Below are 25,759 nucleotides of genomic sequence, written 5' to 3'. Positions count from 1 at the left end.
TTATGTTGCGCGGAAGGAGCACTGAGCACAGAAGGTATTGCAGTTTTCTGAGCATAAAACTATACTCCCTGCATAGAGCAACAGCTTCTATACAGTTTAAGTAGGCCCCGTTAATCTTCTCCACTCGCCAAAGTTAGCGAAGATTATCGGGGTTTTTGCTTTTCTGGCTCCGGGTAGACACCTCATCAGAACCAGTTCCCTGCCACCTTACGGCGTGGCTAGCCAAAAATTCGTTAAACGATCAGTAATCTAGCACTCACAAACTTAAGTATCAAGAATGTGATGTTGTTGCATTCTTTCTACTCTTTCGCAGACGCCATCGCTATCAGTTTTTCAATCATTTCTGCCTGGGTAATACCTTCTTTCTCACAAAGAAGCTGAAGCTGGTTTTTGAGAACATCTTTTACAAAAACTCGAATCTCTTTGTGAGTTGCTTTTTTACGGGCTAGAGCCTGCTGTTGACGTTCTGACGCAGAAAGCGGATTACCTTTTCGATACTGACGCTTTTCTTTCGATGAGGAAGTCACTGCATTTTCAGCCTGCGACATCTCTGCCCCCTCAAGGATCAAACAAGGATCGTTTCGCAGAGGATACTACAGATTCCGCAAATCAGCGACTTACTTTATGAACGTAACCCGTGTTGGCGCACGGTTTACGTTTAACGATCGTTTCTTTGTGGTCAGTACGTCTGTTTCCAGTCCGTTCCCTGTGCCCAGCGGGATGTCCAGTGCTTCAGGTAGCTGGCGGCGATAGCGGGGTCATCCCACACCACCAGGACGTTCTCCGAGTTCGAGCGGTCAGCAGCACGGCTAAAGTTAAAGGAGCCGACCTGGGTGTTGCGCCCGTCAGCGACGATCACTTTGTCATGGAGAATTTTGTAAGTACTGACTGTACGAACCGGAATGCCCGCACCAGCCAGAAGGTTCATCGCGGCCTTGCTCGCGTTATTGTTCTTTCCGGTATTGCCTTTCCAGTCCAGCACCACGGCCACATCCACACCGCGCCGTTTTGCCCGGACAAGCGCCCCGGATACCTCCGGAGAGGTGAAGGAATAGCCCATCAGCCTGATTTCATGCTGTGCAGACTCAATAGTCTTAAGAACCAGCGGCAGGGCCGTTCCTTCCGGAGAAAAACCCGCCTCAATGACGGGAGCGGCCAGTGCCTGCGGGGTAACGCTCAGGGCGCAGCAGGCCAGGCCGGACAGCGCCAGCCTGCGTAGTGAGTTACGCATTAAATACCTCAGATTATCCGTTCAGAATGGTGTTCTTCAGAAACGCCGGAATCGGGGGAAACTTGCTTTTCCCCGATTGCCGGGGTTCGACAACGACGCCATGCGGAGGCGTCAGCGGTTCGTTGTTTGCGGCCTGTTCCGGCACTTTCTCGCCCGATGTTCTGCAAACCGTTTCCAGCGCAGACAGGGCGCTGATTCTGCAATATCACGCCACACCCTCTCCGCTAAACCAAATTGCCCGTCGAGTTCAAGCCTCACGGCATATTGCCCCCTGCGCCTGTGGCGCCAGATATTCGAATTCGGACTCATATCCCCTCTCCCGTTACGTTATTCCTGAACCAGTAGCAGACCGGCCCGTCGCAGGTATCATGGACTGACCCCAGGAACCAGCCGTCATCGTCCGGCGGTTCGGGTATCCAGCCCCGCGCATCCGGTGCCTCATCAGTGAATCCGGCTGCAAAGGCCTCAGGTGCCTCATCCCGCATGGTCATCACGAAGCACGCCAGCCCGTGGGTTCTCAGCCAGTAACGAAGTTCTGCCGGAGTTTCACAACCGCTGCGGACCAGCGCAGGATGCTTCCAGTAGCCGCTGCCGGTATCACAGCGCAGCGTTTTTTTATCGACGCTGATGATATAGCCCGGCGAGTAATGCCTGTCGCCATCGCTGCAGCGCCTCTCCTCTTTCAGACTGTTTGCCTTAATAAGCTCAGCCAGAATCTGGCGCAGAAGCACGTTGGTCGTGATCTGCTCCGGCACTGCGGGAGGCTCAGCCAGAATCTTTTCAGGTACTCCTGAATCGACTTGTACAGGCCGTTCGAACGAACCAAACGTCAGACCGCTGAATAACAGACAGCCTGTGATAATCGCAGATACAGCGATTCGCTTATTTTTCATGTTATGTCCTTTTGTTTGATTGAAGTAACAGCAAAGACAGATCAGAGAACACTGACCAGAAAGCCAATACACAGCAGATGAAGGGCATACGCTGGCGCAAACCACCGTCCGGCCTGCAGGCGTCGTCCGGAAGCCGGCACCACCCCGTGCACGCAGAACAGCACCGTCAGCGTCAGTAACACCCCGGAGAGCATCATCGCGTCACCGTGACGGGTATTAAGCAGCGCAACCAGCAGCAGCCAGACAGCAAACAGGCCGGGACGCAGTATGTCCCGTACCTGCCAGACCGCCAGCGCGCCCGCCAGCATCACCAGACCGGGGATGCCATAGCTGGCGCTACTGAGCGGCAGATAGGCCAAAAGGGCTGCGACCGCCGCAATCCCATTACGCGCGGTCACGCCCTGCAGAAAACGCGCTGCCTGCATCACGACGGCAAAGGTGAACAGAATATTCAGCTGCCACCACATGAGTCCTGCCTCCCTGAAGGCCAGCCAGTAGCCGGGCTGCGCCAGCAGCGCCATCAGCCAAAGACGGTTCAGGGACGACTGACGCAGGGCGTGTCCGGCCAGATTGCAGCCGCTCACCAGCGCAAACAGCGGAAAGGCGCAGCGTCCCGCCATATTCAGGAGGGGGACGTCAGCCTGAAACGCCGTGGCAAGATGGTCCAGCACCATCGCCACAAAGGCCACCATCCTGATAACGTCACGCTGCAGCGGAGACAGCATCAGCAGTGCGATGCGGGACGGTACGGATACCGGTAACGTAACTCGCATCAGTCACCCCCCAGCGTTTTTTCAAGCTCAATGACTTTCTCCGGCAGGTTAATAACCCAGTCCCGCTCGGTGCGCAGCATCTGTTCGCGCACATGCTGGCGGATACCCCGACCGTCCGCCACCGCGTCACGAATGGCCTCTTCCAGCTCGCGTTCTCCCCGTGCAGTACCGTCACGCAGACGACGCTCCTCACCGGCAGACAACACGGGGTCGGGTCTGGCGCTCTCCTCACCCGGCGCCACCGGCAGCCGTTCCTGCCGGGCCTTTTCCGCCAGCTCCCGGGCCGCTTTTTCCTGTTCCTCTGCCAGTTTCTGCTGCTCATCCTGAGGCCGCGTGATGAGGTCTTCCGCTTTCATCGCCGTTTCGGCGTCCGCCACGCTGCGCACCGTCCGGGCCACCCCGTCAGGCTCCGTGATACGCCCCCCGGTCAGCCGTACGGCATTCAGCAGCCGTTCTTCGCCGTGCAGGCGTATCACCACCCCACTCTCCGGGTTCTCCTGTGCCAGCTGCAGCGCGGCTTCCGCACTGTCGGCAATCAGAGTCTGACCATTCCGGCTCGCCTGCAGGCCGGCGAACTGCGCATCTTCACTGCCACGCAGCCTGGACTCATCACTGAGCACCACGCGCATCCCGTCATCCTCAATGCGGATTTCTGTCAGCAGCGCCCCGGCCTCCTGTCCGTGACGGGTCCACGCCGGCAGGGCCACATACGGTGTCGGGTACTTTTTACCTGCCGCGATAAAGCGGGCCATCGTTTCACCCTCAAGGCCGTTTTCGGCCAGAACCCTGCGCCCCAGCGCGGTTTTATCCAGTCGGGAGGCTGTGGCCAGCAGTCGGTTACCGGTGGCGGCATCCCGGTCACTCTCCTGGTGCAGCAGGTCGTGGGCCGTTTTTCCGGCATCAGACTGCTGAACCAGCTGCTGCCAGCGCGCCTGGTTGTCCGTATAGACCTGAACGTGCTCCTTCGCGCGTGACAGCGTCACGTAAAGCGATTCCATCGACGCCATCCTTCCCCGCCCCCCTTCCGAACCGGTCAGGGCAATGGCAAAGCGTTCACTGGCCCCCTGCACCCCATACACCGTCAGGGCGTACGCGAGGTCAATATGACGGTCCTCCGTCATGGCCTGCGGGTCGACAATCTTCTCCTCATCTCCCTGGCGGAAGCGGATTGCCCCTTCGTCAGTGAAACCTGCCACCTCCCACAGGCTGTTGGCCACATAGCCGCGGTCGGTGTCCGAGCGGGTAAAGCGCACCCGGTCCCCCTGACTGAGTGTCAGGCTGCGGAGTGTGAAGAGGGAAATATCCTGCGACGTGTTCTGCTGGGGGGAAATCAGCACCGACTCCCCGTCGGCATTACGCAGCGTGACCACGGCGTCCTGCGTATTAACCTCCGCCACCGTCCAGTAGCGCTCGTTCATCATGGCCACGGCGCCGGTGTACTCCGCAAAGGTTTCAGCCGCACGCAGGGCGTTGTCAGGCACCCGCAGCGGCTCCAGGACGGTGAACGTGCGCTCTTGCGCACCTGTATCGCCTTTCTCATGCCGGGCGGCATGAATGGCATCATTGATGGCGTGACGGTCGGCGTTGAGTTCAGCCACAACCAGCGTCTGCTGCTGCGCCTCCGGGGTACGGCCCATCCAGTCATCCCGGATAGCTTCAATGATGTCGGTCCGCACCAGTGACAGCTGCTCTGCTGTCGGCGTCTGTTCACCGGCGGCAGGCGTGTCCTGCTCCTGGCCCTTTTTCGGCGCACGGATTTCCATGACGGAATTATCGGGCACCCATGCCCCTTCCTGACGCGGGACCTGCTGCGGGCTGACCTCATCCACCTGGCGCAGGGAGGTATCCACCTGACCTGCGATGATGCTTTCAATTGCCGGGCGCAGCGCCGGGGTCTGGCGAACAATCTCCTGCATCACCACCGTATCGATGGCGCTGCGCTGCTGCACCAGGCGGAACGGCAGACCTGTTGAGATGGCCTGCAGCTGCGCGGTGTCCCCGCTCGAGACCATCCGTCCGCCGCCTGCGGCAACCAGCTGATAAAGCTCTGCCATATCGCGGTTGCCCACCATCGAACTCTCATCGGTCAGGAACAGCACGTTACGGAAGTCGGGCGTTTCCCCGGCCTGAATGGCCAGCCGCGTTTCGCTCAGGAAGCCTGCCAGCGTGCGGGCCTCCACCCCGGCCTCACGCATCTCATGCACGGCCCGGTGCGTGGGGCCCAGGCCGATAACCTGCGGGCGCACGGATTCAGACAGGGTATTCAGGGCACCCATCACCGCCCGGAACTGGGTGGTTTTCCCCACCCCGGCATACCCCTGAATGGCCATAAAGCGGTCAGTGTTCTCAAGCACTGTCCGCGTGGCCTCCCGCTGGCCTGCCGTCAAACCGGCCAGCACTGAGGCAGGCGTCAGCGCCATCAGGGGCTGAACGGAGTCCTTACCCTCAGCAATATGACGGATGATGGTCTTTTCCATCTCATACGCCACGCGTGGAACCAGCACCCTGTTTCCCGCCCCGGCAACCGAATCCAGCTTAATCAGCGCGCCACTGTCCACCTGGCGGGCTATTTCAGCCCGGACTTCAGCCAGCGGCTGGCCTGATTTCACAGCCTCTCCCAGCAGGGTAAGTTCACTCAGATGCACCTTCCCCTGCTGCGCGCGCGGAATCGCCAGATTCACCGCCTGCTCCGCATCCGTCATCAGACGGTCACGGCTTGCCAGTATGGCCGCGTCCAGATTTGCCTCACCGGTCGACTGGCGGACCTGGTCACTGGCCAGCCGCACGGCAGACACGCTCTCCACCTTGCGCGCCGCCTGCTCAGGCGCAAGCGGCGTATAAATCCGGATGTCGCTGCCGCTCTGCGCCAGCGCGTTCAGGGTCTGTTTATTCAGGCCTCGCGGACCGACTGCGGCCAGTACCGTGCGCGCCGCGCTGGTACCCGCCCCGGTCCCTTCCACATAATCATGAGCCAGTTTCACGGCCCGTTCCGTGGGCAGGCGCAGCTCACGGTCGCCGCTGCGCAGCCGCACCGCGCCATTTTCCAGCCCCGCCACGGTGAACTGCTCTTTCGCCCTGATGGCTCCCTTCAGCTCTCTCCCCAGCGCCCTGACGCGGTCCCCTTCTGAAATATCCAGCGTCCTGCTGCGGTAAAGGCTCCAGCTGCCGTCAACCTGCGTGACCTTCAGGGTCTGGCGACGGCCGTCTTCTGCCTGCAGTACCAGGCTGTTGGTGGCCTCAGCCACCCGGTCAATGGTGTGCCGCGTCATCCTTTTCTTCTCAGCGTCCCACTGCTCCATCACCATCCCTGGCCGATAGTTATCGCGCTGATGACGGGTTTTGCCGTCCAGCCACACCGGCTCCAGTACCCGGAGTGTCACCTGTTCCCGACCCAGCTCACCCGCATCACGCCGCCTGTCCCGGATAACCTCCGTCAGCTGCTGCTGTTCCCGGGCACCGGTCACCTGTGCCACGACATCCCGCCCTTCCGCTGACAGGCGCACATACTCCTGCGCCAGCTGGCCGTAGCGGATACGCTTGTCCGCCTCGCTGACCAGACGTACTTCCGGCAGCTGCGTACCGTAAAACCGGTACTGTGGTACGTCAGCCTCTTTCAGAACGGACAGCCCGTTACCCGTTCCCTGCCGGTTCTCCGTATCCATGAATACCAGCTGCGCCCCGGCGCTGAGCGCCTTTTCCTGCAGCAGTAAGGTTTCTTTCAGCGACAGCCTCTCGGCACGGTCAACAATAACCGTCCCCTGCACCGGCAGTACGGTGTCAGCCTTCATCTGCGAGCGCAGCATGACATGGCCTGCCAGATGCGGGCTTTCTGACAGGAACTCACCGCTGCGGCCGTCAGCGGCAACGACAATCACCTCACGGCCCTGCGCGCGGGCCATCATCGCCACGTCTTCCGTGCGCTCACGGATGGCCTGCGCACCGCCGCGACCGCTGAGAATGGCCACCGGACTTTTGTCCTGCGCCAGTACCGATACGACATCACTGGACGGCATATCGCGCGCTTTTGACCGTTCAGGAAAGACCAGCACGGCCTGCTCCCGGACAGCCGTACGCGCCAGCTGATGGACGCTCAGCTCATTGAGGAGATGAATATCAGACGTGAAAATGCCCTTCTCCCGGTCGAGCGGGATAAGGCGCTGCCCTTCAATCGCGGCATCGATGCCCGCACGGGCCTGCTCAAAGAGTCCCTTTGCCGACGGCAGGCGGTTTACGGTACCAGCCAGGATTTCAGACCAGGTAAACTGCACCTTTTTCTCCGACAGCGCTGAAATGGTGTCGCTCACCGCCTGCTGAACGTCAGCATCGGCAATTTTTCCGGAAGACATGGCTGTCTGCACACCCGGAGCATGGCTGACTGCAGGCTCTCCGGCAGCCGGTACGGGTGACTGCGTGCGCGCACCCGCCTGGAGGATATAGTTGTCGATATCGAATTTTTCATCGGTCAGCCGCCGGCGCCATTCCGCTTTGAGATGTTCAGGATCGGCCCAGGCTTTGGCCTGGCGGGTATCAAGCGCGGCAACGTCGCGGGATTTTGCTGATGCATCCGGCCCGGCTGCCTCACTGATTGCCTGGCTGCGCGTTGAGAAGGGCTCAACAGGCACATCCTTAAGCTCCCACAGACCATGTTTACCCGCCGCCACCGTTTCGAATCCCATCGATTCAATGTCCTGACGCAGGGCAGTCCGGTACAGATTCCCCAGCGCTATCTTGGTGGCATACAGATTTTCGGAAAATCCCGTTTTCATCAGGGTATCGCTGGCCAGAGACCGCCATTTCTCCCCGGCAAAGGTGGCATTGAGCACCAGTGCATGGGTGTGCAGCTGTGGATCCAGATCGCGGGAGGTATCGTGGTTATACAGAGCAGCCACCATATTTCCCGTCAGCACCGTTTCCGTTTTACCGTTTTCAGTCATGCGGGCGCTGACCAGCTGCTCCACTTCCGTCATCGCCACCGCGACGGCACGATTATGAGCCTCGATAAAGCGACGGTCTTCCCCGACCAGTGCCATAACAGAGACGCTTTTGGGGGCTGAAAAGGTCAGATCGTAGCCGCTGCGGTGTTTATTGACGCCATTGACCATCCTGGAGAGATCGGAGCCGTCAGGCAGCTTCCCCTGACGTATTGCATCCATATCGGCGTTAGCCACTTCCCCTTTCAGCCCGAGTTTTTCCGCGCCCTCACCCAGCCAGCGTGACTCAAGCGAACCGCTGGCATAGTAGTTATCTTCATTGCTGTAATAGGCGGCATCGCCCTTAATCGACGAAATGGAGAGCATCAGTAAATATCCCTGCCGTCATCTGAATCATGCGTTTTATCTGCCGCATGGTTGATGTTGACCTCTTCCCTGCGGGTCATATCGCGGGTCTGATGCTGTGACTGCTGCCAGCTTTCAAACGCTGCCTGGTCGATCACCTCACCATCAGTACTGACACCCGGTGGATTATCACGTGGCTTCAGATCCCGTTCGATATCCCGCTCTGTCCCTCCTGTTGATGTCTGATTTTCACCACCGGCAACCGTCGTGGTATCCACGCTTTCAGTATCCGCATCTGTGGGTACTCCCGCCGTCTGTAATGACGAATTATCAGGCTGGTTATTCGTACCTGCAGCAACGTCAGAATCCTCCGGAGGATTCGACCGATTATCTTCAGGGATCCCGTCCTTGAGTGCCTGATTTACAGAATTATCCTCACGGGCGAACAGCCCATCCAGGCTACGGCGCTCCTCGTCGGTACGACGGAGCAGTTCGTTTTCAATCTGCTCATCCAGGCTGGTATGAACATCTCGCAGCAACAGAGCATCTGCGGCTTTGGGCATCGCCTCATATTTCATGGTGAGCTTCACTACCGGGTAGTTACCCGGCAGAGTGACAAAGCACTGCAGGTCATTGAGGGACTGCACGTCGGAATAACTGACGATACTGACGCGCTCCTCCTCCTTCCCGAAGGAAATACCGTCACGCACCTGTTCATGACCAAAGCTTGTCTGCTCGCTGAATTTCAGCCTGCGTGTTTCCCCCAGGTCTTCCTCCACAAACTGTGCGATTTCCGCACTCGGTGAACGGAAGAAGAATTTCGTGTTCAGCAGGTCAAACAAACCTGCCGCGGCCTTCGGTCCATAGATTTCTTCCATCTGTGCGAAGTTCTGGAACCCCAGCACAAAGCATCCCCCAAATTTACGCGCCTCGGAAATAATCCGTGGCAGCGTCGGTAATTTGTGCAAAGAAGCCAGTTCGTCATAGAAAAACCAGACCCGGCGCTGACGGTTGGGGCCCATTGCCAGCAGGCTTGTGGCGGCAATACTGAGCCACATCGAGATCAGTGGCTTCAGCGACTCGTGGTTCTGTTCATCGGAGGTAATGAATAGCCAGCCGTTTTTCGATTTATCGGCCTGGCCCTTCATCCATTCCCTGATGGTGAATTTTTCACGTCCGGGTCTGTCGATCCCCTGCAGATAACGCAGTGATTTAACGTAGTTAGTCAGCACACTCCGGATGGAGATGGCGGTCTTCTCAATTTTGCCATCAACCAGCGTGGAAGCTGGCGTGCCGGCAAGAAACGTTCGCAGCTGATCGAGCTGAATAGCCAGCAGGGTACGCAGGAATTTGTTGTAGCTGCGATCCTTATCCTTACGCATACGCTCAGCACCTTCCGCAAATATGGTGCGTGCACTCCCCTGCCAGAACGGATCTTCGCCGCTGCTTGCCGGAATGAGCGTTGAACTCGTATTCTCCAGCTCGGAGATAGTGCGACACTCCTCCCACAGGTCCCAGTTTGGGCATCGGATATCCAGTGCGTTCAGGACTTCATCGCGGGACTCGTCGTAGAAATCCTCAACGAACGTACAGCCCTTGTCGTAGATGATGACCAGGTCTCCCCTGTCGCGCAGCTGCTTCATAATCTTACGCATCAGGGTCGATTTACCGGTGGATACCGTACCGTGCATCGCCATATTCTGTATCTCAGAATCCAGCTTCAGTGGCAGAGCATCAATACGGATATCAGACGCTTCACCGCGCTTTTTCATCATCCGTGCCACATCTTTAGGCGAATCGCTAAGTACGCGTCCACCGATAACCTCATCCTCGCTCTGTTTACGGCCGGTACGCCCGAGGTACCAGTAAACAACCAGCGTGGCCACAAATGCGGTTAACAAGGCACTGCAGCCTGCAATCACCAGCTCCTGCTTAAGTAACTGTCCGCAATAAACGGTATATCCGTCGCTGAGGATCTGCCTGACGCTGTAGTGAAGATTCTGATCGTAATAGCGAATGGTATAGACAGGTTGTCTGACCATTTTTTCGGTAAACGGTGAAAGCACCCGAACAAACCAGTAAATAACGCCATTATTAAGATTCTGAATACTAATACGCATCAGCAGAACAGCCAGCGTCATCAGTACCGTACCCATAATGACGTAAAAGGAAATCAGGTTATTTATCTGCAGGAACATTTTCAGGCGCATGAAAGCGACCTGACCACCCTGCGTTAAATCGCGTGGATTCAGGCTCACAGACTCTCCTTGACAGTGTCAAATGATATGCAGGCGAACAGGACTGACGTGCTTCAGCATGCAGCACGCTTTTTTGTGTCGCTTTTAGGTTTACAAGGTGTATGCTTGTATATAAAACAGATATACAGAGGTTTATAATGAAGACCGAAGCCAGAGAAGCCCCGATTAACATCCGGGCAAGAACTTCACAGCGTGATCTTATCGATATGGCGGCAAGCCTTGTCTCAAAATCACGAACTGACTTTATGCTGGACGCTGCCTGCCGAGAGGCTCAGGACATTCTCCTGGATCAGCGTTTGTTTATTCTCGATAACGCGCAATATGAATCGTTTATTGCCGAACTGGATGCACCTGTCACAGCGGAACGCCAGGCCCGCATTGACGATCTGATGGGCCACAAATCCCCATGGGAATAAGCGCACCAGAACCGCTTAACAGCGGACATAACATTGCTGATTTTTGCTGCACCGAACCGGGGCTGAATGAATGGTTAAAAAAGAAGGCACATAAAAATCACAGCACCGGCATTTCCCGCGTGTATGTTATTTGTGCGGAAAACAGTCATCGGGTTATCGGATATTACTGCTTATCGACCGGCAGTGTTCAGCGTAATACCGCTCCGGGCGCTTACAGACGCAACGCGCCGGAATCACTCCCCGTCATTGTTCTCGGCAGACTTGCCGTCGACCAGGCTTATTCCGGCCAGGGGCTTGGCGTTGCCTTGCTTAAGGACGCGGTATACCGGACTGAACACATCGCACTACAGGTCGGCGTTAAAGCACTGGTTGTTCATGCACTGAGTGAAGAGGTCAGTAGTTTCTATACCCGATTCGGCTTTGACGCTTCAGTCGTTCACCCGTTAACGCTGCTGTATCCGGTTAAACTTTAAAAACCTGATGAGGTGGCACGAGGCCACCTTCACTCTGTTACAGAATATTCGCCACCGACTTCGCCAGTTGATCTTCAAGAGCAGGCCTGGCCTCTTCAAACTTCAGGTTAACTTTGTTAGCTGAAGATACCACGCGGGTCTGATATTTATGCTGATTGCCGGTCTGCGTACTGCCGGTCTGCGTACTGGTCTGGACTTTTACACCGGAAGTCCCCTGCTTAAGCGCTGCCACGTTATCGGTCTGCACGCTGGCTTTGGTTTTCTCAGAAATCTGAACGTCGGTCACCATGGTATAGTTAACGTCCTGGTGATGCCTCTAATTAGTTGAATCTGATGTATAATACGGGCTTTTGAGGTTATCTCATGGCCAGCGTTAACGTTCATTGTCCCCGTTGTCAGTCTGCACAGGTCTACCGCCATGGTCAGAACCCTAAAGGCCATGACAGATTTCGCTGCCGTGACTGCCACCGTGTGTTTCAGCTCACTTATGCTTATGAAGCGCGTAAGCCGGGTATTAAAGAGCAGATCACTGAAATGGCTTTCAATGGTGCCGGGGTTCGCGATACCGCCAGAACACTGAAAATTGGCATTAACACCGTCATCCGGACTTTAAAAAACTCGCGCCAAAGCGAATAACGTCTTCGCCTGTTGCCCATGCTGATGTGGCGCTTATCTGCGAACTTGATGAGCAATGGAGCTTCGTTGGCAGTAAAGCCCGGCAGCACTGGCTCTGGTACGCGTACAACACCAAAACAGGCGGTGTACTGGCCTACACTTTCGGTCCTCGAACCGATAAAACCTGCCGGGAGCTACTGGCACTGCTTACACCATTCAACATCGGCATGATCACCTGCGACGACTGGGGCAGCTATGGCCGGGAGGTACCGAAGTATAAGCATCTGACCGGCAAAATATTCACCCAACGCATTGAGCGTAATAACCTGACGCTCCGCACCCGCATTAAGCGATTGGCTCGTAAAACAATCTGCTTCTCACGCTCAGTTGAGATCCACGAAAAAGTGATCGGAGCGTTTATCGAAAAATACATGTTCTACTAATTGGATGCACTACCGGTTTGGGGAGCCTTTTTTTATTTTTAATACAGTAATAAAAACAATACTTTTAAACCTTCTGCATCAGTATGATCCTTCCGCTATTTATCCCTCCCCTGCTACATCTGATATCCAATAATAAAAACGACGAACACTGACAGATTTTAATCTGGCGGTGTGAAGCGTTGGACAACGAGCAACGCGAGGCGTCAGGTAATATGTCCAGCATAGCTTATTTACTTACCCGTCGCCCCCGAAATTCATTCGGCAGCTTCCCCTGTTACTTGCAGGTGTGATTAGCACCTTAAGGCACCATGTCGCATGAATTATATTTACACATGTCACACTTACACAAAATAATTTATTTTTGCAGGCGTTTGCTTTTATTTAGATTTTATTTGCCTCGTGGTAATGGTGATTCAGAACCGATTCACATAATTAAATATGGTGATTCACTAACGATTCACAGGCACCAGAATGACGATTCACATGTAACGAAAATGGCGATTCGAATCTGGATTCGAATCACATTAAGTCACTGATTTAAATAAAGTGAATCACATATGAATCCAGATTCGAATCGGATGCGATTCATACACGATTCGCAGGCGATTCGCAAATTCATCGCCCGGTATAAAATACCGCATTAAAAATCAAATAAGCACATGATTCTTATAGATAATCATGCAAGATGAAATCTTGCGACGGGTGTGGGACTTTGGAGTTAAGGAGCAGGGTTAGACAAATTTGTCATCCGGGCAGGGTTACGCATATTCCGGCATTGCCGTTTTTTTTCGGAAATGGCACTCTAGACGAGGGATATGTCAGATATGGAATATTGCAGATGAAGAATGTTCTTCTCGCTGGATTACTCGTGATTACCTCTCCTGTCATTGCTCAGGACTGTTTTGACATGGCGGGAAGGGATTACCATATTGAACCTGATTTATTGCGTGCAATCTCTTTCAGAGAGTCATCATGGCGCCCTGATGCAATGAACGTTGTCAGCAATCAAAGTTACGCTGTCGGTATGATGCAAATACACTCGCAGAATTTTTCACATCTGGCTCAGTATGGAATCACGGCTGGTAATCTTTACAGAGATCCCTGCATGAATATCTATACGGGTGCCTATTATCTCGCAATTGCTTTTAAGCGCTGGGGATACTCCTGGAGGGCAGTAGGAGCTTATAATGCAGGCTTTCGTGAAACGGAGGCACAGGAGAGGAAGCGACAGAAGTACGCAGAGGAAATCAGAGCTATTTATGCCGGAATCAAAAAAATGCGTCACCTGAGTGACGCATCAGCTGTTAATCAATAGCTCGCCATATTAGCTCGCGTTCCGGATGCTGAATAATGCTGACATAATCCTTTAGCACATCCTGACGGGCGATGAGATGATTAAGGACCGTGGCATATTCCGGCCCCATATCTGACACCTGCCATGATAGCCAGTTCATTATCATCAGGGTAGAAATAATTCCTGCTGCATCAGCACTGACATCTGCCTCAAAGTAATTACCGGGAATAACCATGTTATAGCGCTGTTCACCTTCTGGTGCGATATATCCTGTTTGTGCGGTGGTGAACCTGACACAGTTCGGAGCCACGTTTCCGCCAGTACCCTGCGGAATAATCCAGTAATTCCAGAAACCACCATCGTAATCTGAATGCTGACGTAACCAGCTGACAATCATGTTATCAGCAGAAGGCGTAAAAAAGAGCGCGGGAATAAAATCAAGACGTTCATCTCCATCTGTAACACAGTAGCGCTGGCGTTCATCGATTTTAAATTGTTCGGCTGATTCACGAGTGGCGCTTTTGACGTTTAATGTGTGCATTCTGCTTTTCTCCTCATTGGGTTATTACATCGTTCGACTTCATCACTGAGCGGCGAAGGGCAATGAGCAGCTGACGGGGAGGAAATAAAGGGGCGCGCAGCGTTTATATACCTCTTTATTTCCTCCCCGGCTGATGCTAAAAGCAGCCCTCCGCGAATTGATGAAATCGGGAGATAGTCACACAAGGAGAATGCATACCTCCCGTAACGGAAAATCGCCGCAGGACGAATTACCGTTACGGACATCAGAGCGGCGGTAATTTATTACCGCCACGGTGAAAGCGGCGCATCCTTTCAGGATGCAGCAAGCGTGATTTTGAATTTGCGTCAGGATGGACGCCCGAAGGGCAGAGACAGCTTGCTGGCTCTGTTCACGACAGCCGTGTCCCGTCAGGGACGACGCCCGGACTAATATTCATTATTTTCAACGCAAGGAATAAATAGCAGATAAGATAAACAGCAGTATGCCGGATGAAATATCACAGGTCTTCATAACTAATAATGAGAAAACCACGCGCCGGAGTAATATGGGCGGCGCGTAGCGCTGCCTGTATTACTCTGCGCCACAGGCGCGCGGCCTTTGAAGCCACGAAAGGCAGGGTATTCCCCTGCCCTTCAGGATAGTTATGCAGCTTTATTCATGCCGCGCATAAATTCGCGCATGGCATTAATTCGGCGCTGATCCTCCAGGCGCTTCTCAAAGTTGTTGATGTAGTACACCGGCGTATACCTGACCCTGTTTAGCTGCATCGTCAGCGTATTGCCCGTGACCACCTCAGCAGGAATACCCAGCAGGGATAGCTGGATAAAGGCCATATCCGCCGCGATCGGATCAATATCGATGCAGCTGCCGAACATGTGCTCAGACGGGTTATAGCCCGCCTCCAGCAGATATTCCGCATACGCCACAATCATTCCCGCCGCACCGCTTGCCGGGTCGCTGACGGTCACAAACCCCTCCCGCCTGATTGTCTGTCCGACATCCGGCATGAGCAGCTTCGCCATTAGCGTCTGGAGGTGATACGGCGTGAAATACTGTCCGTTGCGGTCGTCGCCCAGCTCAAGCTCCATGAAGATCGCGCCGAGGAAGTCGTGGAATTTGGCCTCCAGTGCGCAGACCATCAGGCAGAAGAGCGTATGCAGGTTGCTGATATCGCCCCCGCTGTACTTCGCGCAGATTTCACGGCTCTGCTCAATATTCTCCGGCGTTCTTATCCGCGCCATATCCAGCTCGCTGGCGGCCAGCGTGATAAAGTCGCTGAACACCTCCCAGCGGCGCAGGCTGCGGGCGGTATCCCTGAACACGCTGATAAACTGGCGGCGGGCTTCGTCAGTGGTCATCATCCGGTGCGGTATCGGCTGTGCGTTCACGGCAGGCAATACGGGTTTAGCGGGGGTCACTGGTGCGGCCTCTTTCGCCTGGTCAAAGAAGCGGGCAAAACTGAGTTGAGACATATTTCCTCCTCAAATGCCGCCCCTGCGGGGCGGCACCTCCGTCAGTTAAATGCCCGCTTCAGTTCAAGCGTGCGTAACACCTGCCCCCACTCGCTTCCGCGCATGGCAGGAATGCGAACGGCGCGCCCCTTCTTCAGGCAGTGCGCAATGTGACGACCCAGCGCTCGCATTTCGGCGCTGATGTCATCACGGTCGATATCACTGCGTTTAATGCGCACCTGTCTTTTTACGGGTGCGTTTTCCGCCTCACGCATCTGGACATACAGGGCGGTCGGTGTAACAATCGAAACTTCACTGAATTGCATGGTTTGTTCCTTTTGGTGAAGGCCGGATTCGTTGTTTCTCAGGCGTGGAATCCGGCGGGTTAAGGCAGGCGAAAGCCTGCTTTTCTCATTTCTGGCGCTGCATCTCCCCCTTAACGCGTGCCAGGATCTCCGCGTGGTCAAGGTTGCTGTAGTCGCGCATCCGGTAATAACGGATACCGATCCGCGCATAGATTTCGGTCACGTTGCCGCAGACCATCTCCGCCAGCATGAAGGTTTCACACTCGCCGTTCTCACTGCTGCGCCAGTTCATCGGGTACATCAGCCCCAGCGCATCATGGAAGGCGTGCACGTCGATTTCAGCGGGCGCTTTCACCGCCGCCTTCTCGCGGTTCAGCCAGTACGCCCGCTCTGCATCAGCAGTGGCCTCAATTCCCAACAGGGCGGAAGATTCGGTCAGGTGTAAATGCATGGAGTTCTCCTTCTCTGGTTGATGGCGACATGCCCTGCCGCCGTGGGTTATGCTTATGGACGGGCTTCCAGGCGCAACATGGCCTGAGCAAAATTTATGTTGTTGCAAAGGTCTTTACGCGCGATGTCCCATGCCTTTTGCCCGATAACGCCGTATAAGCGGATGGCATGAACCTGAGCCTGCAACCACGGCTGCACAACATGAAACGACACAAGCGGGTATGAACGTTCCCAGCACAGCACGCCTTCCCTGTGAACGTTGTCGCTCATCAGGCTGAGAAGACGCAGGATTTCTTCCGCCTCATCTTTCTGGCTCAGCTGGAGATTCCAGACCTGACACAGCTCCAGCAGGTATGACTTTTGTTCTGCGATAACACAGGCCAGACGCGCTTTCGGGTCTGAACCCCATCTTCCGGTAGATTCTTGAGCGGCGGTTTTGAAGTTGACGTTTCGTGTGTGCATCCTGGTTTTCTCCTGTGGTGATGGTTGTCCATCTCCCTGGTGAGTTCTCTCGCGGCAAGGGCCGAGTAGCTACGGCGGGGCGGCAGGAGAAGGGCGGAGACAAAACTTTTTGCGCCCCGCAAAAAGTTTTGGCGGAGTGCATTTCACCCTTCGGATGACGACACGACGGTGCTACGAATAGCCCTCCGCGTGAGGACGCACGGGGGATGGCTTCACCGGGGGAACAGGATGCACACACCCGACACGTCGGAACGGCGTGGCGCCATTAAAGCGACGGCATCAGCCGACGCGGTGAAGGCGTTCCGGACGGCACGGCCGGAGAAGCCGAAGCCTTTGACCTTAGCCATCAGACCCTAGCCGTATGGCACGAACCCCGAAGGGGTTCGGCGGAGCCCGGCGGGTGCGTCAGCGGCCGCCCTGGCGGAGTGGGGCTCGACGACCGGACAGCAGCGCTGGCCGGGAGCCGAAGGGGGCCGTGCGACAGGAAGTCGTTTAACATATTGTTTTACTTTGATAAAACCAGCTATTCCATTAGCTGTAGCCTACCGGAACAGGCGTTGCTGGCAGCGGCGGGGTCTGAAGCTCCCGGGACAACGAGATCGGGCGTCAGCCCGGGGAAACCTGCACGTACCGTTCTCAGGGGGCGGCGGCGCAGTAATGCGCTGCTGCTACCCGACATCGCCCTGCCCGTTTTTGGGTTATGGCCATAACGGAGCTGCAGCTGAGAAAGTTAACCAGCAGGACGCCGGATATGACGCCCGGGATGAAGAACACAGGGAAAACAATCCTGAAGCCAGGCACAGGCAGGTAACTCATGGCGCTCTGACTTCAGCAAAATCAGGCAGGAAAGGCTGGAGTGTGGACAAGGCGGAGGGAGCAGAGGGGCAGCGCCGGAGGCGCGTCCCCCTTCCCCTGTTCCCCGCAGGGAAACAGTCCTTCCCGGAAGTTCAGGCGTGCGGTCGCGTCAGGAAGGAAAAAGGGGCTACCGGCGAACCGGCACCCCCTTCATAAAGGCGCTTCAGGCATGTCAGAGCAACTCAGCACCTGAAAAGGCTGGGTTTCCCCCGCCTCCAGGTAGCTTACTTACCGGATGTCGGGTAGCAGCAGTGCATTGCTACACAACCGCCCCCTAAGAACGGTACGTGCGAGTTTCCCCGCATACCGCTCAAGCCTTTATAAGCTTTTGTTTCATCAAAAACCGGCTTCATTACTGTGTAACTGTCGATGGCAGTTGGGGTGCAGTAGAATCAGGTTGTCCAGACCATCATCCCCGCCCTGAGATTTCTTCAGCACATGATGAATGTTCCAGCCTGTTTCCCGGCTAATTGGTTGACTACAGTGCGGACACTGCGTACCTTGCCTTTTCCATATAGCCAATATTTTCCTTTGCCCCTGCTGAGATTCCTTCCAAGAATAATCTAACCGTTTCTCGAAATAGTTCTCCCATTCAGGTAGATAAGGATTTGCCGCCCCTTTGATTTTGATATGGCGAAAGATATTTGTGCTTCCGGCGCGATGTAAGACATACTTTTTCCCATCGTCGTCGATGCCATAAAACATCCCATGTCGCATTTTGATAGATGTATGATACTTACGAAATATCCATCGCCTACTCTTACCGGGATGCCTTCTAGCACACCATTGCCATGTCTTGCGCCAGATATGATGATCAGTAACATTGAATGCGTCCGAGGATGCAACATGCCGGTGGTAGTTAGCCCAACCTCTGATAAGGGGATTGAGTAGGTAAACCAATAACCACGACGGTACTGTTTTGTTATCCTCGATGGTGTTTCTGACCTTCCTGAGAAATGCCTTCACGTTTTTCTTCGCTGGCCTGATGACAAGTTTCCTGCCAAAGCGCCGTACGTGTTGCCCCAAGAAGTCAAACCCGTCTGTAATGTGCGTTATTACCGTTTTATCTTCCGACAGCATCAACCCTCTCTTGGAGAGGAAGGTTTTTACTACGGGGAGGACTTCACTCTCCAGAAGCTCTCTGGATTTTCCAGAGATAATGAAGTCATCGGCATATCGAACAAGATGAACCAGATTTTTCCATCCTTTCTTAGAGCGTTTCTTTCCGAAGTGCGTTTGTAATTCATTCTCCAGTCCGTCGAGTGTCATATTCGCCAATACTGGCGATATGATCCCTCCCTGAGGGGTACCAGAGATCGTCTTCCTGAAAGTGCCTTTATCAATAACTCCGGCTTTCAACCATTTTCTGAGTATTTGCTTATCCATGGGGACATTATTGAGCAACCACTCATGGTTGATGTGATCGAAACATCCTTTGATATCGCCTTCCAAAACCCATGTTGCTGCATATCGGGAACTATACATATTGCAGACCTGTTGTATCGCATCAGCCGCACTTCGCGCGGGCCTGAAGCCATAACTATTATGATCAGCGGTAGTCTCCGATACTGGTTCGAGCCCTAGCAGATATAGAGCTTGCATGGCTCTGTCTTGCATCGTGGGAATGCCTAAGGGTCTTGTCTTACCGTTAGATTTTGGTATGTTTACCCTCTTCAAAGGTAGAGGTTTATAACCTTGTCTTTTGAGTCTGGGTATCGCTTCCCATTTCGCTTAGGGGTGTTCCAGATCTTTCCATCGACACCGGGTGTTTTTCGCCCGCTGTTTTCAGTAACTCTCTTCACTGCCAATGCTCTGGCACTGAAAGAGTGAATCAGTAAGCGTTGCAGTTTTTTCACCTTACGCCACTGCTGATTTCCTGTAGCCTTCGCGATCCTAGTTTGTAAAGTTCTAACGTAGCGGTGGCATTTTCTCCAATCAATGGAGTGCCAGCCTTCTTCGCCGATGGCCGCAGTTACGCAATTGATCGTAATATTCTTACCTGCCATCCCTGAGAACCCTTACAACTTATCCGCGATTAAAGACCTGATGGAAGTCTGCCCGGTTTCCCGACGAGGCAAATTTTGAACCTCTATCCAAACGATTACAGTTTGGCTTTCGCTTTTTCCATCTTCCTATACCCGCACTCCCATCAGCTCATCTTACGATTCACCTGCCACTAGGGCGGCAATACGGGCTTACCAAGTTCCGACCAACATACAGACGAGCGGGTTAGGTTCTGTCTATCCGCCGGGGGAGTTATAGTCCATGTGTTCCCACTACGAACAGGAACAACCATACCCCTTACCTTTTGGTGCAAGCCTATCAGCATCTTTGGCTTGTTGCATGTCACGACGTTTATCGACAGTTCACTATGTTAACCATACCGCTCAGCCTAGCGCTCTCGCCGCGTGATGCTTGCAGCGATCAGATCCTCTCACGATTAACTGATGCGGTAATTGCTGAGCTACATTGTTCCAAGGGCTTCAGACAGAGCCGTCACCCGCTCTGCCTGCCTCAGTAGGCTACAACTAATGGAATAGTTGGTTTTGTATAAAAGATATCAAAACAATATGTTGGACGACTTCTTGTCGCACTCGTAGGCCATAAAAGCCGCCACCTCCCTGTTCGTGTCCCTGTACCGGATTTCGCAGAGCGATTTTCGGGTCAGGTAAGTGAATATCAGCAGTGTGAGACACACTATCAACACGCACCAGAGCAGGGTACTTCGCGGCAGTTTCATAGCTGACTTCTCCTTGCCTTTCGGCAGGTAAGCGGCTAATCTGATGTTGTTCAGGCATACAGACTAAGCCTCGTGGGTTAATGAAAATTAACTACGGGGCTTTCTGCTTTCTGCCGCACAACACGGTAACAAACCACCTTCACGTCATGAGGCAAAAAGCCTCAAGCGCCACGTCGATTATACCGGGCAGATGCTCTTTCTGACCAGGAATATCATCGAGCTATGAGCCAACCAACGGCACGAATAAGCAGGCAGAACATGTAAAAAATGACCGTTGCAGTAAACATCCCGATGAGTATCGCCTGAGACACTTCAGGAGCACCTGACCACATACCGTCACTCCTGAACACCAGGAATGAAAATAACGCACCGAGTCCGGCAAGAGACAAAAACTGAAGAATAAATGCCCGCTTCCGGGTCATAACAACACTGATGATGAGATATCCGTATCCTGCGCTAATCACAGCCATTAAAACAAACATTCGCAAAAAATGAGTAAAGGCATACTGAGCTTCTGTCATAACTGGTTTCCATTCCGGGTAAGTTGCACTGATACATTCACAGACTTTAATCCGCGTATTATATAACCGATTTACGCTGGTGATATTCCACGAAAGTACTCAGGCCGTGCCGTCAGTTCCCGCTCAATGAGTTCATCAGCAAACAGGCGCGCAATCCGGTTCACGCGACGTTCCAGATTCCGCCGACGGGCAGCCGCTTTTCGTTCATCACTCCAGCGTCTTATCTGCCTTTCATCCAGAAAATCTAGGCACACAGCATATCCGCCCCCGGCCACCCACAGCGACATCACGGACTCAGGAGCGGGCTTTCCTGCCTCCACCACTTCTGACGCCAGCTCAGGTTCACCGGGACAGGGACCGGGACGCTTCCGGGGCAGTGAGTAACGCCACTTCATCCCCGCCCCCGTATTGTCAGCTTGTTGGGTACCATCCAGCGCTCCAGCTGCCTGACAGACTCAGTGCTTTCCCGCGCCAGCGCATCCGTTTCGGCCATCACCGTCCAGAATGGCTGGCTCTCAGTCATCCAGCGCTCCACTGGCGCCAGTGACGGAAAACGCTCGCTCCAGCGCCAGAACATCTCCTCAAGGTCGTACTGGCGCAGTTCAGTCCCTGACCAGCGCGCGCTCCAGCTGCTGACCGTCTCCGGAGTATGGAATGCCAGCTCAATTTCTGCCTGACCCGCCAGCGCCTGGTACGCGCGCTCACGCTGACACTGTTCTTTTTGGCGCTGGCGGGTGTATTTTTCATCCCGCAGCGCGTCCTGACAGCGAACGCGTTCGGTCTGCTGAAAGGCAACCTCCGGAAAGAGGCGCTGACCGGCACCGACAGGAAGCGGCAGCCAGCAACACGTCCCGCGGCTTTCAATCAGGGCATCGATGGCACTGAGCCAGCTGTCCCTGCTGCCCCGCATCTCCCGCGCCGTCAGCAGCGGCGCAAAATAACGGATTTCCCTGACAGTGATGCGCGTGCTGCCCGTGAGCCGGCGAAAAAAGGCGCTGGCATACGGGTACGCCGCTGATACCGCGCCGCGCGACCGCCTGCGCTCAACCTCCGCGATGGCCTCCATCGCGGCGCGTCGCTCAGGGCTGAAGGGAACCAGAGAGAGATGCGAGGGGATCATGCCGCGCCCTCCGCTGCCAGAATGCTGATGATGCTGGCCTGACTGTATCCGTCCGCATCGAGACGCGCCGTCAGGCTGACGGTGTGGCTGACAAGCTCCGGCTGGTAGCCGCTCAGGGTACGAATAACGGAGAACGGGCGACCGCTGGCGGGAACGAACACCACCATCCACGCCGGACTGATGCCACCGGGACTGCATACGGCAAGATGATACTGCCCGTGGGAAGGGGTAAAGCGTATCTGTACGGGGAAGAACCCGCCAAACTCGCTGCGGTACTCGCCGTTCATGCCCCAGTTTTCAGGGCAGGACAGGTCACGCATGACGGCGTGGGTCAGTTCGCGGCGGTAGTCCTCGCCGCTGTCGCGCCAGTCCTCAAACTCATCACAGGACATCGTTTTCAGCACATCGGGGGTCAGAACAGTTTGCATGGGTATCTCCTTATCGCCGCCCCGCAGGGCGGCGCTCCGTTATCAGGCGGCGTGTGCCGTGTTGGTGGTGTCGTTGTCAGGGCTGTCGGCATCTGAAACAGCGTCGTCAGCACCGGACTCACCCGCTGGCTCTGGTCCTTTCAGCCATGCCGGAACCCAGCGGGTGTGCTGCATGAAGTGCTCCGCATGCGCTGCGGCGTCGCCCTTCTTCATCTTCTCCGCGTCACCCGCCGCGCCCGTCAGCCCCGCCTCTTTCAGGGAGGCGACAATCTGCGGATGTTTCAGGCTGCCGAAGTAGTTGTCCTTCGTCGGCTGCCACCAGTCGCGCAGGTGGAACCCGATTGCCGCCTCGACCGCATCGAGGGTGCTGCGCGAGGTGTGCCCCATATCGCGGGTCTGTACCCCGTCAACGGAACAGGCCGTGCAGAAGGCCATAAGCGACATCAGCACCTCGCCGCTCAGGGTGAAGAAGGTGGTGAAGTCCTTCTCCCAGCCTTCCGGCAGCAGGGCTTTCAGACGTGCTTTCTCTGTCATAAGGAGGTCAAACGCTGCGCCGCTCTTACCGGACGGGGCATTCTCCGTCAGGCTGCCGTGAGACACGGTCAGGCTGATGCGGAACGGGTGCGTCGTCGTCAGGCAGCCTGAAAACACGCAGGTACACATGCGCCAGACCATCAGCGCCACCGCCTTTTCGGGCTGCTGCATCAGCGCCGCCTGGACTGCCAGCGTACGCTCGGAGGTCATTTTCGTGAGCAGCGGGACGCTGATCCCCTCTGCGGCATCGGTATGACGCGAGGTGAACGGCACCGTGACGCTGCCGGGTTCGGTTTCTTCCGGCATATCCGCTTTCAGGCGCACACCGCGCTGCACGTACACCCGCCCTTCGTACAGGCTGACCATCACCCCCGCGCCAGATTTCATGTCCTCAGTCCACGCGCTGACTTCTGCCGCCTCCTGAATGGCGAGGATGTCCGCTTCGATCGCATCCGACTCGTCGCAAACGCTGTCATATGTGTCGTACTGCTCCCGCAGCGCATCAAGACGCTGCTGCTGCTCAGGGGTGTACACCGGATCGGGTTCAACGGGCTGAACGAACACCTGACCGTCTTCGCCGTGGTACCAGATGCGGGCTGCACGTCCGCGACTCCATGCCCAGCCCTCACGCTGCTGAATGTCCAGAGCGATAAGCTCCAGCTTCTCCTGCACCAGACGCTCAACCAGCACGCTGTCAGCCGTGCCGTCGCCCTCGTCCTGGCTGAACAGATCTTCGCGGACGTAACCTCCCGCCGCCTCGTAAGCCTCGCGCCCGATGAAGCGGAATTTTGTGTTGTCGGTGCGCATCTCGGTTTCGGTAATGGCGCGTTTAATCAGGTGTGCGGGCGCGTTTGACCAGCTGGCCTTCACGCTTTCGAATACCTCTACCTGACGGGCAGGGTCGTCCTCCAGACAGAGCGCCTGACACTGCTCAACGGTCAGTTCGTCCTGCGCGAACTTCTCCATCAGGGACGGCGCGAGATTTGCCAGCTTCAGCATGCGCTGCACGTGGCGGGAGCCGAAGCCGAGCGCATCACCAATCTGTGCGGGGCTTTTACCCTGCTCTGCTAATGTGCGGAAACCTGCGATTTGCTCGGCAGGATGCATGGCGGCGCGCTGCTCGTTCTCAGCGACGGAGGCAAGGGCAGCAATGTCGTCTGAGACGCGCTTCACGGCAACGGTATAACCGGACGGGAGACGGTTTTCTTCAGCCAGAAGCTGCATGGCGGTGAGTCGGCGGCCACCTGCGGCCACGCCGTATTTACCGTCCGCCAGCGTGTGCACAATCAGGTTCTGCAGCAGTCCGAGCGCCTCGATGGAGTCGGCCAGACCGCGAACGCTGTCCACAGAATACGGGATAGTGCGCACGTTCAGCGGGGATTTAACGAGATCGGACAGCGGAACATACTCGATGACGGCGGCCTCAAGGGCGGCTTTCAGGGCTTCTTCCTGCGCCTTCGTGATTTTTTTGCTGCTCGCTTTTTTGGGTGCTTTTGCTTTAACATCGGTTACTGACATAGTTGATACCTCACTGATTGATGATTGTCCGGCCCTGCGGAGTTACCGCTCCGGCAGGGCACCTTCTTATTTACTGCTGTTTACGAATACCGTAACGTTCGATGTAACGGTTGAGCCATTTCCCGGCATCCGCTTCAAAATTCCACGCGCGCCATACCATTACGCCGTTCTGACAAACGACCAGGCGAAAATGTTTACCCTGATCGTCCTCTATCGCCACGTTGGTGTACTGTGCCGCCACGGCTTCAGCCTGTTCGCGGGTAAAGGTGTCATCCGGTAACGGTCCGGCGTTATAAATGCTCATGTTTTCTCCTTTTCCTGCCCCGCATGTTGCGGGGCGTTTTCATCATGCAGGTCAAAACGGGGCATCATCATCCATCGGCGGATAATCGTCCGGTAACGGCTGCGGCACCTGCTGAGACGGCGCGGCGCTCTGACTCGCTTTTCTGCCGCCCTTCGCTTTCGGGGATTTTTCAGGAGTGCCAGCAGGTTGTGCCGCAGCGCCAGAGTTCTGCGGTTGTGCGGGCTGCTGCGGTGCGGCACTCTGTGGCTGACCGCCGTCACGACGCCCGCCCAGCATCTGCATGGTGCCGTTCTGTCCGACAACGATTTCAGTGACATAGCGCGTTACGCCGCTGTCGTCCTGCCAGCTACGGGTACGTAACTGCCCTTCGACGTACACCTGAGCGCCCTTGCGCAGGTACTCCCCCGCCACTTCCGCGAGCTTGCCAAACAGCACCACGCGATGCCATTCGGTGTTTTCGCGCATCTCTCCGGTCTGCTTATCGCGCCAGGACTCAGAGGTGGCGAGGCTGAGATTAGCCACCGCACCGCCCCCAGGCATGTAACGGACTTCAGGGTCCTGCCCCAGATTGCCCACGATGATGACTTTGTTGATTCCGCGTACTGTCATGATGAATTTTCCTTCCGGTTGTGTTGCCCTTAAAACCATCACCCGTTGAGTTGCCGGGGCCGCGGTTTTGACGTTTTGCGGGGACCTGCTGAACGCTCCCGCTGGTTGTTACCTTCACCCGTTTGAGAGCCGTTCGCCGCAGGGGCGTAAACGACCACGGACCGATGCAGGTGTCCGGGGTGAGCGGTCAATTTTTTTACGGTCTAATGAAGCCTGCGGAATGGCCGGAAAAAATTTATCGCGAAAGGCTTCGCCGTCCCTGGACAG

General features: G+C 55.5%; 23 protein-coding genes and 4 pseudogenes. 5 read left to right on the top strand and 22 right to left on the bottom strand.

Going from position 1 to position 25,759, the window contains the following annotated elements; translation table 11 throughout:
- Nucleotides 1-124: 124 nt before the first annotated feature.
- A pseudogene (locus KGP22_RS24305) lies at nt 125-222 on the top strand (replication protein RepA); the annotation flags it as partial.
- 77 nt (nt 223-299) lie between these two features.
- Here the strand turns inward: KGP22_RS24305 and repA are convergent.
- From repA to traD, 6 genes are all read right to left on the bottom strand, one after another.
- A complete protein-coding gene (gene repA / locus KGP22_RS23960) occupies nt 300-548 on the bottom strand; it encodes a replication regulatory protein RepA (RefSeq protein WP_223582738.1) in 249 nt (82 codons plus the stop codon).
- A 131-nt stretch (nt 549-679) separates the two neighbouring features.
- Nucleotides 680-1,231, bottom strand: a complete 552-nt coding sequence (locus KGP22_RS23955) for a phospholipase D family protein (protein WP_223582736.1) — start codon at nt 1,229-1,231, stop codon at nt 680-682.
- A gap of 305 nt (nt 1,232-1,536) precedes the next feature.
- Nucleotides 1,537-1,839 (bottom strand): hypothetical protein, encoded by a 303-nt coding sequence (locus KGP22_RS23950; RefSeq protein ID WP_223582807.1) that lies wholly within the window; start codon nt 1,837-1,839, stop codon nt 1,537-1,539.
- 326 nt (nt 1,840-2,165) lie between these two features.
- Nucleotides 2,166-2,897 carry a type-F conjugative transfer system pilin acetylase TraX gene (gene traX, locus KGP22_RS23945; RefSeq protein WP_223540752.1) on the bottom strand — a complete coding sequence of 244 codons (732 nt, stop codon included), beginning with the start codon at nt 2,895-2,897 and terminating at the stop codon, nt 2,166-2,168.
- On the bottom strand, nt 2,897-8,194 hold the full coding sequence (gene traI / locus KGP22_RS23940; RefSeq protein WP_223582734.1) for a conjugative transfer relaxase/helicase TraI: 5,298 nt from the start codon (nt 8,192-8,194) through the stop codon (nt 2,897-2,899). Before traI ends, traX begins: the two co-directional genes overlap by 1 nt.
- Nucleotides 8,194-10,431, bottom strand: coding sequence for a type IV conjugative transfer system coupling protein TraD (traD, locus tag KGP22_RS23935; protein ID WP_223582732.1), 2,238 nt, complete (start codon nt 10,429-10,431; stop codon nt 8,194-8,196). Before traD ends, traI begins: the two co-directional genes overlap by 1 nt.
- A gap of 137 nt (nt 10,432-10,568) precedes the next feature.
- Between traD and KGP22_RS23930 the strand changes: the two genes are divergently transcribed.
- Nucleotides 10,569-10,847: a DUF1778 domain-containing protein gene (locus KGP22_RS23930; protein WP_223540749.1), complete on the top strand. Its 279-nt coding sequence runs from the start codon at nt 10,569-10,571 to the stop codon at nt 10,845-10,847.
- Nucleotides 10,838-11,320, top strand: coding sequence for a GNAT family N-acetyltransferase (locus KGP22_RS23925; protein ID WP_223540748.1), 483 nt, complete (start codon nt 10,838-10,840; stop codon nt 11,318-11,320). Before KGP22_RS23930 ends, KGP22_RS23925 begins: the two co-directional genes overlap by 10 nt.
- A gap of 37 nt (nt 11,321-11,357) precedes the next feature.
- Here the strand turns inward: KGP22_RS23925 and traT are convergent.
- Nucleotides 11,358-11,627 (bottom strand): annotated as a pseudogene (traT, locus tag KGP22_RS23920) (complement resistance protein TraT); the annotation flags it as partial.
- 56 nt (nt 11,628-11,683) lie between these two features.
- Here traT and KGP22_RS23915 point away from each other — a divergent pair.
- Both KGP22_RS23915 and KGP22_RS23910 read left to right on the top strand, forming a co-directional pair.
- A protein-coding gene (locus tag KGP22_RS23915) for an IS1 family transposase (protein WP_223582730.1) occupies nt 11,684-12,378 on the top strand; the annotation gives its coding sequence in 2 pieces (ribosomal slippage) (nt 11,684-11,930 and nt 11,930-12,378; 696 coding nt in all).
- A gap of 838 nt (nt 12,379-13,216) precedes the next feature.
- Nucleotides 13,217-13,693, top strand: a complete 477-nt coding sequence (locus tag KGP22_RS23910) for a transglycosylase SLT domain-containing protein (RefSeq protein WP_223540835.1) — start codon at nt 13,217-13,219, stop codon at nt 13,691-13,693.
- Here the strand turns inward: KGP22_RS23910 and KGP22_RS23905 are convergent.
- The 15 genes and pseudogenes from KGP22_RS23905 to ssb form a co-directional block, all read right to left on the bottom strand.
- Nucleotides 13,683-14,213: an antirestriction protein gene (locus tag KGP22_RS23905; protein WP_223582728.1), complete on the bottom strand. Its 531-nt coding sequence runs from the start codon at nt 14,211-14,213 to the stop codon at nt 13,683-13,685. The two genes, KGP22_RS23910 and KGP22_RS23905, sit on opposite strands and share 11 nt — an antisense overlap.
- Before the next feature lie 623 nt (nt 14,214-14,836).
- On the bottom strand, nt 14,837-15,667 hold the full coding sequence (locus KGP22_RS23900; RefSeq protein WP_223582727.1) for an N-6 DNA methylase: 831 nt from the start codon (nt 15,665-15,667) through the stop codon (nt 14,837-14,839).
- 41 nt (nt 15,668-15,708) lie between these two features.
- On the bottom strand, nt 15,709-15,972 hold the full coding sequence (locus KGP22_RS23895; RefSeq protein WP_223582726.1) for a hypothetical protein: 264 nt from the start codon (nt 15,970-15,972) through the stop codon (nt 15,709-15,711).
- Between the two features lie 85 nt (nt 15,973-16,057).
- Nucleotides 16,058-16,402: a hypothetical protein gene (locus tag KGP22_RS23890; protein ID WP_123061037.1), complete on the bottom strand. Its 345-nt coding sequence runs from the start codon at nt 16,400-16,402 to the stop codon at nt 16,058-16,060.
- A gap of 53 nt (nt 16,403-16,455) precedes the next feature.
- Nucleotides 16,456-16,863, bottom strand: a complete 408-nt coding sequence (locus tag KGP22_RS23885; protein WP_223540833.1) for an ammonia monooxygenase — start codon at nt 16,861-16,863, stop codon at nt 16,456-16,458.
- A gap of 1,191 nt (nt 16,864-18,054) precedes the next feature.
- Nucleotides 18,055-19,724, bottom strand: a pseudogene (gene ltrA / locus KGP22_RS23880) (group II intron reverse transcriptase/maturase).
- 554 nt (nt 19,725-20,278) lie between these two features.
- A complete protein-coding gene (locus KGP22_RS23875) occupies nt 20,279-20,425 on the bottom strand; it encodes a type I toxin-antitoxin system Hok family toxin (RefSeq protein WP_282443092.1) in 147 nt (48 codons plus the stop codon).
- A pseudogene (locus KGP22_RS23870) lies at nt 20,367-20,516 on the bottom strand (DUF5431 family protein); the annotation flags it as partial. The gene KGP22_RS23875 and the pseudogene KGP22_RS23870, both read right to left, overlap by 59 nt.
- Nucleotides 20,517-20,670: 154 nt before the next feature.
- Nucleotides 20,671-20,979 (bottom strand): hypothetical protein, encoded by a 309-nt coding sequence (locus KGP22_RS23865; protein WP_223582725.1) that lies wholly within the window; start codon nt 20,977-20,979, stop codon nt 20,671-20,673.
- A 71-nt stretch (nt 20,980-21,050) separates the two neighbouring features.
- Nucleotides 21,051-21,374: a theronine dehydrogenase gene (locus KGP22_RS23860; protein ID WP_223540831.1), complete on the bottom strand. Its 324-nt coding sequence runs from the start codon at nt 21,372-21,374 to the stop codon at nt 21,051-21,053.
- The gene (locus tag KGP22_RS23855) at nt 21,371-22,099 is read right to left on the bottom strand and encodes a plasmid SOS inhibition protein A (protein ID WP_223540830.1); all 729 of its coding nucleotides are present in this window, start codon (nt 22,097-22,099) and stop codon (nt 21,371-21,373) included. Before KGP22_RS23855 ends, KGP22_RS23860 begins: the two co-directional genes overlap by 4 nt.
- On the bottom strand, nt 22,096-22,527 hold the full coding sequence (gene psiB / locus KGP22_RS23850; RefSeq protein ID WP_223540829.1) for a conjugation system SOS inhibitor PsiB: 432 nt from the start codon (nt 22,525-22,527) through the stop codon (nt 22,096-22,098). The genes KGP22_RS23855 and psiB overlap by 4 nt, the downstream gene beginning before the upstream one ends.
- A gap of 42 nt (nt 22,528-22,569) precedes the next feature.
- The gene (locus KGP22_RS23845; RefSeq protein WP_223540828.1) at nt 22,570-24,579 is read right to left on the bottom strand and encodes a ParB/RepB/Spo0J family partition protein; all 2,010 of its coding nucleotides are present in this window, start codon (nt 24,577-24,579) and stop codon (nt 22,570-22,572) included.
- 70 nt (nt 24,580-24,649) lie between these two features.
- Complete coding sequence (locus KGP22_RS23840) at nt 24,650-24,883, bottom strand: DUF905 domain-containing protein (protein ID WP_223540827.1); 234 nt, start codon at nt 24,881-24,883, stop codon at nt 24,650-24,652.
- Between the two features lie 51 nt (nt 24,884-24,934).
- Nucleotides 24,935-25,492 (bottom strand): single-stranded DNA-binding protein, encoded by a 558-nt coding sequence (ssb, locus tag KGP22_RS23835; RefSeq protein ID WP_223582724.1) that lies wholly within the window; start codon nt 25,490-25,492, stop codon nt 24,935-24,937.
- Nucleotides 25,493-25,759 lie beyond the last annotated feature (267 nt).

The sequence above is a fragment of the Enterobacter sp. JBIWA005 genome (assembly GCF_019968805.1).
Taxonomy (GTDB): domain Bacteria; phylum Pseudomonadota; class Gammaproteobacteria; order Enterobacterales; family Enterobacteriaceae; genus Enterobacter; species Enterobacter vonholyi.
Note: the sequence above shows the minus strand (reverse complement) of the source record. Positions and strands in the feature narration are given on the sequence as shown.

What these genes read in the sequence shown, in the direction of transcription:
- repA (WP_223582738.1), bottom strand. Translation starts at nt 548, where the DNA reads ATGTCGCAGGCTGAAAATGCAGTGACTTCCTCATCGAAAGAAAAGCGT.
- KGP22_RS23955 (WP_223582736.1), bottom strand. Translation starts at nt 1,231, where the DNA reads ATGCGTAACTCACTACGCAGGCTGGCGCTGTCCGGCCTGGCCTGCTGC.
- traX (WP_223540752.1), bottom strand. Translation starts at nt 2,897, where the DNA reads ATGCGAGTTACGTTACCGGTATCCGTACCGTCCCGCATCGCACTGCTG.
- traI (WP_223582734.1), bottom strand. Translation starts at nt 8,194, where the DNA reads ATGCTCTCCATTTCGTCGATTAAGGGCGATGCCGCCTATTACAGCAAT.
- KGP22_RS23930 (WP_223540749.1), top strand. Translation starts at nt 10,569, where the DNA reads ATGAAGACCGAAGCCAGAGAAGCCCCGATTAACATCCGGGCAAGAACT.
- KGP22_RS23925 (WP_223540748.1), top strand. Translation starts at nt 10,838, where the DNA reads ATGGGAATAAGCGCACCAGAACCGCTTAACAGCGGACATAACATTGCT.
- KGP22_RS23910 (WP_223540835.1), top strand. Translation starts at nt 13,217, where the DNA reads ATGAAGAATGTTCTTCTCGCTGGATTACTCGTGATTACCTCTCCTGTC.
- KGP22_RS23905 (WP_223582728.1), bottom strand. Translation starts at nt 14,213, where the DNA reads ATGCACACATTAAACGTCAAAAGCGCCACTCGTGAATCAGCCGAACAA.
- KGP22_RS23900 (WP_223582727.1), bottom strand. Translation starts at nt 15,667, where the DNA reads ATGTCTCAACTCAGTTTTGCCCGCTTCTTTGACCAGGCGAAAGAGGCC.
- KGP22_RS23895 (WP_223582726.1), bottom strand. Translation starts at nt 15,972, where the DNA reads ATGCAATTCAGTGAAGTTTCGATTGTTACACCGACCGCCCTGTATGTC.
- KGP22_RS23890 (WP_123061037.1), bottom strand. Translation starts at nt 16,402, where the DNA reads ATGCATTTACACCTGACCGAATCTTCCGCCCTGTTGGGAATTGAGGCC.
- KGP22_RS23885 (WP_223540833.1), bottom strand. Translation starts at nt 16,863, where the DNA reads ATGCACACACGAAACGTCAACTTCAAAACCGCCGCTCAAGAATCTACC.
- KGP22_RS23865 (WP_223582725.1), bottom strand. Translation starts at nt 20,979, where the DNA reads ATGACAGAAGCTCAGTATGCCTTTACTCATTTTTTGCGAATGTTTGTT.
- KGP22_RS23860 (WP_223540831.1), bottom strand. Translation starts at nt 21,374, where the DNA reads ATGAAGTGGCGTTACTCACTGCCCCGGAAGCGTCCCGGTCCCTGTCCC.
- KGP22_RS23855 (WP_223540830.1), bottom strand. Translation starts at nt 22,099, where the DNA reads ATGATCCCCTCGCATCTCTCTCTGGTTCCCTTCAGCCCTGAGCGACGC.
- psiB (WP_223540829.1), bottom strand. Translation starts at nt 22,527, where the DNA reads ATGCAAACTGTTCTGACCCCCGATGTGCTGAAAACGATGTCCTGTGAT.
- KGP22_RS23845 (WP_223540828.1), bottom strand. Translation starts at nt 24,579, where the DNA reads ATGTCAGTAACCGATGTTAAAGCAAAAGCACCCAAAAAAGCGAGCAGC.
- KGP22_RS23840 (WP_223540827.1), bottom strand. Translation starts at nt 24,883, where the DNA reads ATGAGCATTTATAACGCCGGACCGTTACCGGATGACACCTTTACCCGC.
- ssb (WP_223582724.1), bottom strand. Translation starts at nt 25,492, where the DNA reads ATGACAGTACGCGGAATCAACAAAGTCATCATCGTGGGCAATCTGGGG.